The organism is Mogibacterium diversum, assembly GCF_002998925.1.
GTDB classification, from domain to species: domain Bacteria; phylum Bacillota; class Clostridia; order Peptostreptococcales; family Anaerovoracaceae; genus Mogibacterium; species Mogibacterium diversum.
The window spans coordinates 1094476-1106807 of the sequence record NZ_CP027228.1 but is presented as its reverse complement, the minus strand read 5'-3'; the positions used below and the strand labels follow the sequence as shown (position 1 = coordinate 1106807).

Annotated in this window: 13 protein-coding genes; 10 read left to right on the top strand and 3 right to left on the bottom strand. The window is 39.5% G+C overall.

Going from position 1 to position 12332, the window contains the following annotated elements; translation table 11 throughout:
- Positions 1–2 precede the first annotated feature (2 nt).
- The 9 genes from C5Q96_RS08625 to C5Q96_RS05085 all read left to right on the top strand — a co-directional run bounded on the left by C5Q96_RS08625 (position 3) and on the right by C5Q96_RS05085 (position 6740).
- Positions 3–176 carry a hypothetical protein gene (locus tag C5Q96_RS08625; RefSeq protein ID WP_158696696.1) on the top strand — a complete coding sequence of 58 codons (174 nt, stop codon included), beginning with the start codon at positions 3–5 and terminating at the stop codon, positions 174–176.
- Complete coding sequence (locus tag C5Q96_RS05120; RefSeq protein ID WP_158696695.1) at positions 148–546, top strand: hypothetical protein; 399 nt, start codon at positions 148–150, stop codon at positions 544–546. Before C5Q96_RS08625 ends, C5Q96_RS05120 begins: the two co-directional genes overlap by 29 nt.
- 83 nt (positions 547–629) lie before the next feature.
- Positions 630–842, top strand: a complete 213-nt coding sequence (locus C5Q96_RS05115) for a hypothetical protein (protein WP_158696694.1) — start codon at positions 630–632, stop codon at positions 840–842.
- Between the two features lie 12 nt (positions 843–854).
- Entirely contained in the window at positions 855–2627 is a 1773-nt protein-coding gene (locus tag C5Q96_RS08745) for a phage tail protein (protein ID WP_205763987.1), read from the top strand.
- The gene (locus tag C5Q96_RS05105) at positions 2617–3540 is read left to right on the top strand and encodes a hypothetical protein (protein ID WP_106057329.1); all 924 of its coding nucleotides are present in this window, start codon (positions 2617–2619) and stop codon (positions 3538–3540) included. The genes C5Q96_RS08745 and C5Q96_RS05105 overlap by 11 nt, the downstream gene beginning before the upstream one ends.
- The gene (locus C5Q96_RS05100) at positions 3531–4565 is read left to right on the top strand and encodes a Gp37-like protein (protein ID WP_106057328.1); all 1035 of its coding nucleotides are present in this window, start codon (positions 3531–3533) and stop codon (positions 4563–4565) included. The genes C5Q96_RS05105 and C5Q96_RS05100 overlap by 10 nt, the downstream gene beginning before the upstream one ends.
- Positions 4558–5322: a hypothetical protein gene (locus tag C5Q96_RS05095; protein ID WP_106057327.1), complete on the top strand. Its 765-nt coding sequence runs from the start codon at positions 4558–4560 to the stop codon at positions 5320–5322. Before C5Q96_RS05100 ends, C5Q96_RS05095 begins: the two co-directional genes overlap by 8 nt.
- 16 nt (positions 5323–5338) lie before the next feature.
- The gene (locus C5Q96_RS05090; protein ID WP_106057326.1) at positions 5339–5797 is read left to right on the top strand and encodes a phage holin family protein; all 459 of its coding nucleotides are present in this window, start codon (positions 5339–5341) and stop codon (positions 5795–5797) included.
- On the top strand, positions 5772–6740 hold the full coding sequence (locus C5Q96_RS05085; RefSeq protein ID WP_106057325.1) for an N-acetylmuramoyl-L-alanine amidase family protein: 969 nt from the start codon (positions 5772–5774) through the stop codon (positions 6738–6740). The genes C5Q96_RS05090 and C5Q96_RS05085 overlap by 26 nt, the downstream gene beginning before the upstream one ends.
- Before the next feature lie 424 nt (positions 6741–7164).
- Here the strand turns inward: C5Q96_RS05085 and rpsI are convergent, their stop codons facing one another.
- From rpsI to C5Q96_RS05070, 3 genes are all read right to left on the bottom strand, one after another.
- Positions 7165–7560, bottom strand: a complete 396-nt coding sequence (rpsI, locus tag C5Q96_RS05080; protein WP_106057324.1) for a 30S ribosomal protein S9 — start codon at positions 7558–7560, stop codon at positions 7165–7167.
- 17 nt (positions 7561–7577) lie between these two features.
- Entirely contained in the window at positions 7578–8006 is a 429-nt protein-coding gene (gene rplM, locus C5Q96_RS05075; RefSeq protein WP_106057323.1) for a 50S ribosomal protein L13, read from the bottom strand.
- A 171-nt stretch (positions 8007–8177) separates the two neighbouring features.
- Positions 8178–8732: a GNAT family N-acetyltransferase gene (locus C5Q96_RS05070; protein ID WP_158696693.1), complete on the bottom strand. Its 555-nt coding sequence runs from the start codon at positions 8730–8732 to the stop codon at positions 8178–8180.
- Positions 8733–9140: 408 nt separating this feature from the next.
- Between C5Q96_RS05070 and C5Q96_RS05065 the strand changes: the two genes are divergently transcribed.
- On the top strand, positions 9141–12311 hold the full coding sequence (locus tag C5Q96_RS05065) for a hypothetical protein (protein ID WP_106057321.1): 3171 nt from the start codon (positions 9141–9143) through the stop codon (positions 12309–12311).
- Positions 12312–12332 lie beyond the last annotated feature (21 nt).

Here is a 12332-nt window from a genome sequence, read left to right as displayed (position 1 = left end):
TGATGAAGGTTGAAATTTTAAGGGAATTCATGGATAAGTACACCAACGAAGATTATATCGTTGGTGATGTTATCGATATTGATGAGGAACGTTATAACGAGATTATGGAATATTCCGAATCGCTAATTAGAAAAGTTGAGGTGAAGAATGATGGCGATAGAGTTCAAACAGCTTAAATCAAGTGATATGTTTATCATGTTTAAGATAATCAACAAGATTGGCTTGAACGAGATTAAGAATCAGCTTGAACCAAAAACGATTGAAAAACTTGTAGACGGTTTGAAGGGTAAGGGAAAAGCGAAAGACAACGAATCATTGATGTATTCGGTTGGCTTATCCGTATCAATCGAGATGGTTAACGTCATCATTGGCAACTTACCGAAGTGTGAAGATGAGATTTACACACTTCTATCACGTGTTAGCGGTAAGAGTAAGAAAGAGATTTCTGAACTCGATATGGTAACGTTCACGGAATACATCGTTGAGTTTATCAAAAAGGATGAATTCAAGGATTTTACAAAGGTTGCTTTAAAATTGTTCAACTAGATGAAATTCATTTTATGGACTTGGTATTCAGAGAATATTCAAGTCCATTTTCTTTATTGGACGAAATAATATCAAACGGGATGTTGAACGATTGGATTGATAGATTCTTAAAATCACACAAAGAATCGTTACAATGGGAAGTTTGGATTAATAAAATACATGAACAATCGTGGGCGGATTACCTCGCTGAATCTGAAGCGAATGAAGATTTGGTGAATGCATCATGGGGTGATACGGAGATTGAAGCAACTATATCGGATAATTTCGAAATGATGCAGAATTTCAAACCCGAATAAGGTGGTGAGATATTGGATTTATTTAAACTTATTGGAAAAATCGTTATTAAAAACGAAGATGCCAACAAGGAAATTGACAAAACAACAAAAGAAGCTGAGAAATCATCGGATAAGTTCGGTAAAGCGTTCGAAAAAATCGGAAATTTCGCAAAGAAGATGGGTAAAATTGCACTCATTGGACTTGGTGCGGTTGCAACGGGTTTGATTGCGTTAAGTAAAAAAGCGATTGCAAGCTATGCGGAATATGAACAGCTTGTCGGGGGTGTTGAAACCTTATTTAAGGATTCAGCGGGAACGGTTAAGCGGTACGCAGATGAAGCATATAAAACGGCTGGTTTAAGTGCCAACGATTATATGAAAACCGTTACGGGATTTAGTGCATCGCTATTACAATCACTTGATGGTGATACCAAAAAGGTAGCACAAAAAGCAAATATGGCGGTTATCGATATGGCAGATAATGCCAACAAGATGGGTACTGCGATAGGTGATATTCAAAACGCATATCAGGGATTCGCAAAACAGAATTATACCATGCTCGACAACCTCAAACTTGGATATGGTGGAACTCGTGAAGAAATGCAGAGGTTATTAAGAGATGCCGAAGCGATAAGCGGAATTCACTATGATATATCATCATATGCTGATGTTGTTGATGCTATTCACGTTATCCAAACAAAGATGGGTGTTACTGGTACAACTGCAAAAGAAGCATCTAGCACAATTCAAGGTTCAATCGGACAGATGAAGAGTGCATGGATAAACTTCTTAACAGGTATGGCAGACCCTTCACAGAATTTCGATAAACTTCTGAATAATCTTGTTGATTCTGTAGTAAACGTTGCGAATCAATTAATTCCCCGATTAGCTAAGTTGTTACCTAGATTAGTTGAGGGTATATCTCAGATTATAACTAAGCTTGCCCCACAACTACCAAGTATAATTGAGAAACTTATACCGCCTATATTACAAGGTGCGATGATGGTTCTTCAAGCTATTTTAGAGAATCTACCAGCAATTATCATGGCGATTGTGAGGTCGCTCGGTAAACTTCTGTTGAAGCTAGTTGAACCATTTAAGGGTTTGGGAAAACAATTTGTAGGTGAATTGAAACTAGCGTTCGAGCAAGTCAAGAGTGCTGTTAGAACTGCAATAAATGCAGTTAAGAACGTGTTTGTTGCTGGTTGGAACGGTATTAAATCGGCAGTAATGGCGATTGTGCGTGGTTACGTTCGTGCGTTGGGTGCTGAACTCGGATTTATAAAAGCGGTCGTATCAACAGCCTTAAACGGTGTAAAACACGTATTTAGCACAGTATTCAACGGTGCGTATAACATTGTTCGTAGTGCGATAGCTAAAATCAAGAGTGTGTTCAACTTTAGTTGGAAATTACCGAAGTTGAAATTACCACATATCAAGATTAAGGGTAAATTTAGCTTATCTCCGCCAAGTACACCATCATTCGGTATCGATTGGTACAAAAAGGCTATGGATGGCGGTATGATCATGAACAAACCAACGATATTTGGTTATGATTCCGCAACAAATAATTTCATGGCTGGTGGTGAAGCTGGAAGTGAAACCGTTGTTGGTACAAATTCACTTATGACGATGATTAAAAATGCAGTTTCGGAGAATAACAACGTTATTCTTGTGAGAATCCTCGAAATTCTCGAAAAAATTGATTCAACTTTAGTTGATAAGATTATAGAAGCGTTCAATTCTGTTAATTTCGTGGCTGATGATAGAGAATTAGGAAGGTTTATCAAGAAATATGCTAGATAAAATGACTTTTTGTAATTTTAAGCCGAATGTGCCAGCGTTCGGGAAGTCCAACAATACGATAGAGTTTGGAAATCAAACTCTATCGATTGATGGTAAAAATTATTGGTGTTTTTTAGATAAGAACGGAATCCGTGATTTCGCTTATGAGTATGAATCTGATGTTGGAAAGAGAAATTTCAAGCGAAAAGGTGGAACAAAAACCGTTACTTGTAAAATGCATTCGGTGGATTGTGAAAGTATCAGAAATGAACTGAATAAATTGAGTTATCTCGTTGATAATCAGTTCGATATGATGAATTCATACTATCCAACATCATATTTGGTAATCGGTGAGTGTTATGCGGAAGTTAGATTAGTTGAGGTCAAATTTACCGATTATTTACTAGACGATTACCACACCAAGTTAGAATTCACGTTCTTATCGGATGATTGGATTTGGTACAAAGATACTGTTATCGAATATGACCCGAATTTGTACGCAAATATTGAAGATTTTTGGCGAGATTACAACGGAAATGGTAAACGTGGTTATAACTATGGTTACGGTGGTAGCGGTGATTATGAATCAACTATACACCCTTCACTTGTTAACGTTGCCAACAATTCAACCGCTCATGTTGAGTTATATCTGTATGGATTATTCGACAATCCATATATTATGTTCAACGGTCTTAAAAAAGGTATAACAGGGCGATTGAGTGAAGGTGATTATATTCTTCTGAGTACAAGAAATAAGAGTGTTACGCTGTTTAAGTCTAACGGAAATCAAGAAAATATTTTTTCAAGAAGGTTGAAGGATTCGTATTTTTCTGTATTTAGAAAATTAACATTACCTTGTAATATCACAGTTCCAAGAGGTTTGAAATTCTCACTTGTGATAAGTGAAGAAAGGGGTTCACCACTATGGACTTAATATATACTGCGTGGGATTTTGCCAACAATGGGAATGACCCCATAGAATCTGGTGTTTTAAAACGTGGAACATTCGATTGTGATATCGATGATGGTAATGATTTCTCATTCCTCAGTTCGTATGATGTGGGTGATGACCCTTATTTACCGATGTTGATTGACCAATACATATTTCTCGAAGGTACAGAATACGGGGGGTTAGTTACAAACCGTAAGATTGATAAGCAAGCTAGAACGATTGAATTATCGGGGTTAACATTCCGTGGATACCTTGATACCAAAATCGTAATAGTTCCAAGTGGTAGAGATTTCTATACTGTTAACGCTGATTTGAGGTCAGTAATTCGGGAATTATTCCGTGATTGTTACATGCCAAGTTATTGGATTATCGATGATGTAAGCAATATCACAGTAAGTTATCAATTCGATAGATATTGTACATTGAGTAAGGCACTAAATGATTTATGCGAGAAATATAAATTAAAGATGATGTTCCGTCATGAAAATGATGGCATTCACTTTTCAATTGTCAAACTCGACAATCTAACAAGAGAAGTTGAACTATCTAAAGAGGATTATGATCATATATCACTAACAATCACACAGAAGGGTGATTATCCAAACTTCATGATTGCACTCGGTAAGGGGGAATTACAAGCGAGAGAAGTTTTATATCTAAGTTCTCTCGGTGGTGTGAATCTATCATCAAGGGATGCGATATATGAAGGTGCTAGGGTTATCACATATGAGAATACATCAAGTGATAATTTACTTACAGATGCAACAAATAAGTTCAATGAATTGATGGCTAATTTTGTAGCATCAGAATACGGAAGTTATATCACAACAGCGGAAATCAATTCATATGACGATTCAATCGAGTTAGATATTGGGGATATAGTAAATATATTCGAGCCGATATTTAGCGTTCGTTTGTCCGTTAAAATTACAGGTAAATTGATACGCAAGGTTAATCAAGATAAGGAAGTTATAACGTATAAATTCACAGAGGTACATAATGGCTAATGAAGTTAAGTTAATTACTGGTGCTAGTGGCACAAGACACATCACACCACAAGACGATGCATCACTTATTAGGGGTATTGTTGGTAATGGTGCTTATATACTGAACGATGTTCAGCTTGAAATTAGGTCGAACAACACGATTGTTATTCCAGCGTGTGACCTTGTAATTAATGGTAGGCACATCAGAATCACGAATCCAAAATCCGTTACGATTGAAAATGGTGCGGTTGGTAATTCACGAACCGATACAATCTACCTTCACTATACTAATACGGGTGGAGTTGAGGATGTTGATATCAGAGTAAATAAAGGTGCTGGGGTATCGGGAAGGGTCGAGGATTTCGGAACATCATCCGTAAATCAATTTACCCTTGCAACTGTTACACTTAACGGTATTAATATAACGGGAACGAAGTTGAATCTGAACAAGATACCGTTACAAGAGATTGCTGATAAATTAAAGGGTGATAATGATGAGGTGAAAACCAAATATATTACAAAAAGCGTTAATATTCGTAAGGGTTTGAATTATATAGGGGGTGTCGGGATAAGCACACCGAAAATATTATCTATCACGGGCACAGTTCATTATGCGAACTATGTGTTACCTCTATCATATCCGATGATAAATTATGGTTCGGGTGCGTACATCGAATGGGGTTTATCGGCAATAATGATTGGTGATGTGCTAACAATCGTATCGGGATCAGATTGGGCAAACTGTACGGTTGAGATTGCAATTACATATAGGAATTAGATGAGGGGGTAATTAAATGAAGATAGGTATTTTAACAGCAACGGGGGTAATTGGTGGAGCAATTGCCACATTATATGGGGGTTGGTCAACGGGCATGGCTACACTAGTTATCATGTTAAGTGCTGATTACATCACGGGTCTGATTGTCGCTGGTGTATTCAAGAAATCGAAGAAAAGTGAAAACGGTGCATTAGAATCACGTGCGGGATTCAAGGGTTTGTGTCGCAAATTTACGGTGCTATTGATTGTTGCCCTTGCTTATCGCATGGATGTTACAATCGGAACAACATATATTCAGAACGCTGTAATTATTGGATTTATAGCAAATGAAATGATTTCCATAGTTGAAAATGCTGGACTGATGGGGATTCCAATACCCGATGCAATAACTAGGGGTATTGAAATGTTAGTTGAAAAGAAAAACGAAGAAAATACAGAGGTGCTAGATAATGGGAATTCGCGAACAAATTATTAATACGGCAATCAGATATAATGGGATGCCTTTTCAAGGGGGTTCACATAAAACTCTGATTGACGAATTTAACAAACATAAGCCCGATGGTTGGGCAATGACTTATACTGCGAATTTCTGCGCTACGTGTGCCTCTGCTATAGCTTATTTGTGCGGGGTAGGTGATGTATACCCTTGTTCTGCTAACGTGGGTACAATTGTAGCAAAAGCTAAAAACATGGGTATTTGGGTAGAGAATGACGCATACGTGCCAACAGCGGGTGACTGGATCATATACGCATGGAATGATAGCGGACTAGGTGACAACACCACGGGTGCTAGCCACGTGGGAATTGTCGTATCAGCAGATAGTAGATATATTAATGTGTTTGAGTTTAATATACACAACAACCACAGCACAGGTTATCGTAAGATTGCCACTAATGGTAGGTTTATCAGAGGTTTCGTCGTTCCGAAGTTCCAATCTTATGGTTGGATACAGGATAATCACGGTTGGTGGTATAAGAACAAAGACGGCACATATCCTAAAAATAGTTGGCAGAAAATAGATGGCGAGTGGTACTATTTCAACAGCGGTGGATATGCTGTCACGGGTTGGAACGAGATTGATGGCAAGTGGTACTATTTCAACAGTTATTGCAAGATGGTAACTGGTTGGCAAAACATAAACGGAAAATGGTTCTACCTTGCTTCTGATGGTAGCCTATACATAAATGGACTGCAGGAGATAAACGGCAAGAACTACTACTTTGATAAGGACGGTGTTATGTGTACTGGTTGGGTAAAGGTCAATGACGATTGGCAGTATTTCAATGCAGACGGTAGCCGTGTTGATAAGGGCATAGTTAAGGGTGATAACATCTACATTATCAAGGACGGAAAGTTGGTTGTAGATGATACGGTGACGGTTGAAGCAAATAAAAATGGCGAGGTATCGGTGGTGTAACATGCGGATATTTAACGATATAGCTGTATTTTTTAGCGAAGCACACTACATAGCCGTGATAGATGTAATAGGTTTCAACATGTTATAATCACATCTTAATAAGACGAAAAAATCGGGGATTAATTCCCCGATTTTTTTATTGTTCTAATTTAGCACATGATAAACGTCTAGTTTTAAATCTCCAAGGGGTGACATGGTGACGTTACAAAACACGTTTATACATAATTAATATAACTTACTACTTAATATATTCCCTATAGTTATAAATTGATATTTACATGTCACCATGTCACCCCTAGTTAAACGGAATTTTTGTTACTAGTGTGTTACTAGTTTGTTACTAATATAGATGATTTCGGGGAAACGCAGAGAAAGAAAAATCCCCAAATTCCAACGGAATCGGGGATTTATAAACCTTATTAAATTAACGCTTCGAGAACTGGCTAGCTCTTCTAGCTTTCTTGAGACCGTACTTCTTTCTTTCCTTCATACGAGGGTCTCTCGTTAGGAATCCAGCGGCCTTAAGTGCTGGTCTGTTAGCCTCAGCATCTACTTCACAAAGTGCTCTTGAGATACCATGTCTAAGTGCTCCAGCCTGTCCTGTTGTACCACCACCGTTAACTAGTGCGATTACATCGTACTTTCCAGTTGTTCCAGTGATTTCAAAAGGTCTCTTAACCTCGTTCTTAAGAACTTCAAGTCCGAAGTAATCTTCGAGGTCCTTCTTGTTTACAACGATTCTTCCTGTTCCAGGGAGTAATCTGACTCTAGCAATTGAAGATTTTCTTCTTCCTGTTGCCTGATACATTTCTTTAGCCATCTTCTAATCCTCCCTTCCTAGAATGTCCACTCTTCAGGATTCTGTGCAGCATGTGGGTGCTCAGGTCCTGCGTATACCTTTAGCTTCTTGAACATCTGTCTGCCGAGCTTGCCCTTAGGCATCATGCCCTTAACAGCGTGACGGATGATCTCTTCTGGCTTTTTAGCGCGAAGTTCTGCAAGAGTTGTCTCCTTGAGACCACCTGGATATCCACTGTGGCTCTTGTAAATCTTCTGCTTTTCCTTCTTGCCAGTTACTGCTACCTTCTCAGCGTTTACAACAACTACGTAATCTCCGCAGTCAACGTGAGGTGTGTAGATAGGCTTCTTCTTTCCTCTTAGGATCATTGCAATCTCAGCTGCAACCTTACCTAGAGTCTTGTCCTCTGCATCGATAACATACCACTTGTGGTCGATATCTGCAGGCTTAGCGATGTAAGACTTCATATTCTTTCCTTTCTACCTACTCAGATCCGAAGATCGATTTCGGCACTGTCTACTAGGATCCTAGGATCTTGTTCGACATACTAAAAATAACTTAGTGTCGGAGCTACCGGGTAGAGCCCTGCTCCATTTGCACAATATGCCTAAAAATTATATTACTCAAAGTGTTCAAAGTCAAGCCTTTAAAGCTTTCATTTCGTTCTGTTCATCCCACTCTTCTACCAGAATAGCTCGAAGCTCCATATCGAAATACTCATTGCTTCGTTTTCCGGCTAGCTTGAGTATACCTTCTGTTCTAAAACCTAGCTTAGTGTATAGGTTCGAAGCGACTTTGTCATCAGGAAAATGAGAAACGGTAACTCTATGTGTACCGAGCTCCTCGAAAGCATGGCGAAGAAGCGCTTCCATCGATTCTGTTCCGTAGCCTTTGCCACGAGCCGCTTCGTCAGCGAGATAAATAATGGCGATATTTAGTGAATCATTGATGGGATCAATGTTGGTGATATCAATTTTTCCCAGAGGCTTTTTGCTAGATTTCTCAACTATTGTCATCCATTCGCGAGATGGGTCATGAATGACGTTGTGAAATTCGTCTGTTATCGTATCTAGGTTTCTTTTGCCAGTCGTGCAGAAGTGCTCGATTACGGTTTCTCGCGATTCCCATTCCGCGAAAAGGTCGCAGTCAGCAAAGGATGCCTTGCGAAGTATGATGTGGTCAGTTTCTATCAAGTCGATTCCTCCTCTAGTATCAAGCTTATTGATTTCTTATTATACCAAAAAATTACACATCTTATCATAAAAAATAGCGGAGAGATAGAGAACTACTGAGGAATGAATGCCAGAAGTTTGCGCAAGATAACAATATAATTTAGTGTAATACATACATTTACAGCATGTCCGTAGGCAATAAATTTTCTTTGTATAATAAAATTTAATAATAAAAAGTATCAATAGTTGTACACGGCGATATAAGTATGAATTATTGTTAACACTTTTTCCAGTGCGATAGAATGTTAACATAAAATACGATACATAGTTATGCCGTTATTCGTGAGATGGGCGCGAATCGTGGTACGACTATTGTTGTTTTTTGTACAAATACACTTATTGACTACAATCAATTAGGAAAGGAAAGTAATGGTTACGAAGAAGAAAGAATTAAAGGCGAAGGTCTCAGGAGTATTGCTTACAGCTATCCTGATACTCACCATGATGCCGTGGCATGTAATGGCTGACGATACCTCTGCTGCAGAAGGCACGGCTGCTGCAAATGCTGCAACTACCGAGAGTGAAGGCGTTTCTAGCGAAGCGGCAAGTGCTACTACAAGAGATGCAGCACAGAATAAACCAGCTGCGGCTCCTGCGACACCTGCAGGTGAAAAGCCTTTAGCAACATCTGCATCATCTAAGAAGGTGGTTAAGGCATCCGTAAAAGTCGTATATAAGGATGGAACACCTGTTGAAGACGGAACAGCCTTCACACTTGAAGATCCAGATAACAATGACCAAAAGGATTACGAAGTTAAGAACGGAAAACTAGAGCTTCAGCTAATCTCTGACAAGCAGTATCGACTAGGTCTCTCGTGGGAAGATGAGAAGATGGATACTCACAAAGTCGTTGAAGCTGATGCAAATCTTGGCACAATTCCTGTTGCAATAGCGTCAAACGGCAAGACACTTGTATGGTACGACAGACATAACAAGAAGCTTCTGGAGAATAAACCAGTGACGACCGTCACTCTCAAGGAAATCGAAGACAATGACGAAACCCCATCTGAGCCAAAGCCTGCGGAGAAGAAGAGAGTAGAAAAAGGTGAATTAGCAAACGTTCGTGATATAGATGTAACTCTGGATGATGGAACACCAATGCCTGACGGTGTTCAGCTAGAACTCATAGATATGAGCAGAGTTGCTGATTGGTCATATGAATTTGAAAAATACACTGTTAAGGATGGTAAGATCCACGGCGTTAAGATGAAAGCTGAGACGCAGTATAAGATTGGTATGGATACCGCTAATCCATCATATTCTGACTACACGATCGTTGGCGCTTACAACAGCAAGCATCTGATGCGTATATATGCAAGATATGAAAACGAGTATCCACTATACTACGATTATGACGAGGGTATAGGCGCACCAGAGAAGCCGATTGCAAAGCTTGTATTCCACAAGGTGAAAGAGCAGAGCGAATTAGAGAATCCTAAATCGAATTCCAACATTACAGTTCTAAAGGTTTCTGATGGCGGCTATGTGGCAAAGGCAGGTCTACCTTTCAGATTAGTTCGTAAGGACAACGGCAAGTCGAAGGTTATCTACAGTGAGCAGGGTGAAGTTACAATCAATACCGAAGGAAACGTTCCTTACGAGCTTAAGCTAGATGAGAACGATACCTACGTTATGAAGAACAAGATTGAGTTCACCATGAAGCAGAATAAGCAGGGCAAGTATAACCCTATTATCGAAGGCTATGATGCTAACGATATAAATGGTTATCTGCAGTGCAGTGCTATAGAACTTGTTAGAAAAGACGGCAAGAAGCCAGGGAGCGACATCGTTAAGCCAGGAGAAAATACTGGAAATAACAATATCGAAGATTGCAATCCATGTGGCGAATGCGAGGATTGTGCAAAGTATAAGCCTGAGCAGTATGCGAAGATTTACGAGAAGGAAAAGGTCATTCTCAAGAACATGCCAGTTCTAAGAAAGTCTGGTAACGAGTATAAACCTGTTAATAAGAAGGTTACATTTATCTTCTACAATGCAACAACTCAGACTATTGAGACAAAAGTAGAGTCAAGTAATGGTGTTCTACCTGACGTTGAGATGGTTAAGGGCAATAATTATATCGTATTTGCTGAAGATGGCGACTTTGAAATGCCTAACGCATACATGGTGCTAAATAAGACTGGTGAGAAGCCTGTTCCTTCTAAGGATAACGGAAGAAAAGTAGATGCATTCTACTTGACTCTAAGATCGATGTATGTGAGCAACCCTGAAGCTGCAAAGCGTGTCGCTTATACACTTCCAGTTTTCGATAAGGACCACAATCCTATTGATGGTGTAAATATTAAGTTTGTAAGCGAATACGACGAAGTTACAGCGAAGGTTAATGAAGGTGTAGTTGAATACTCGCTTATTGAAGATCAGAACTACATGGTATATGTAGACGATCCTAGATATACAATAGATTCCTTCCCTATGACTATGAAGGACAAGTCTGAGTGGGGAGCAGCAAAGTATGCATTTAATCACTTCAGCTGCGGTAGTGTCAATGAGCTTATCCTAAAGCCTAAGAGCGAAGAGGGTAAGAATAACACACAGCTTATCGATATTGATAACACTACAGCTGTGACTGGTTTACACTTCGGAAATGGAGAGTATCTGGTTAGCGTTAGAAAGCTACCTAACGAAACTGTAAAGGGTCTTGAAGGAAAGGATTATGAAGTCCTAGACATCGATATGATCAACATGTATCGTACCGAGCTGTCGAAGCTTGTAAGAGGAAACTTCAAGATCAGCAGACTGGTTCCAGATGGTAAGGATGTGAAGCAGGTTTACTACGTTGATAAAGAGGGTAAGCTTGTAAAGGTTCCATTCAAGCAGATCTTAGCATCTGACGGTGGATACATCGTAGCGTTTGACATGCCTTCGATGTCGCTTTACAACAATGTTATCGAGTACACTGACCACAAGCAGGCAGAGCCTGAAAAGCCAGTAACACCAGCGGAGCCTGAGAAGCCTGTTACACCTGAAAAACCAGTAAATCCTGTAAACCCAGGAAACAATCAGGGAGATAACAATAGCACACAGCCAAACGTGCCAACTCCAGGTAATAATGGCGGAAATACTAACGTTTCGCCTGAGTATTATGTAGCGAATGGAAATCTCGCTTGGAATGGTGATGATAACGGTCTGCTCATAGTTGTTAAGTCTAAGACTGATGACGAAAAGACTTTTGAGAGATTCAAGGGCGTTGAGATCGATGGTAAGGTTGTAGATCCAAGCAACTACGACGTTGTAAAGGGAAGTGCAAGAATTACCTTACATGCATCATACTTAAGATCTCTAAGACCAGGAAAGCATGCTGTAACCGCTCGTTTCAGCAACGGTTCTGTAAATTCGGAGTTTGCAGTAGTTTCTCGCGCAGCTAATAAGGCTCCTAACGGAAAAGCTACTCTAAATGGAAAGAACATCAGAACTGTAGTTAAAACAGGTGACTCAGCAGGATTTGAGTTTATGTTTGCTTTCGTAATTGCAAGCATGCTACTAGGCGTTGTGGTTGCTATGAGGAAGAAAAACGCATAGCTCAAAATGTAAACTAGGGAA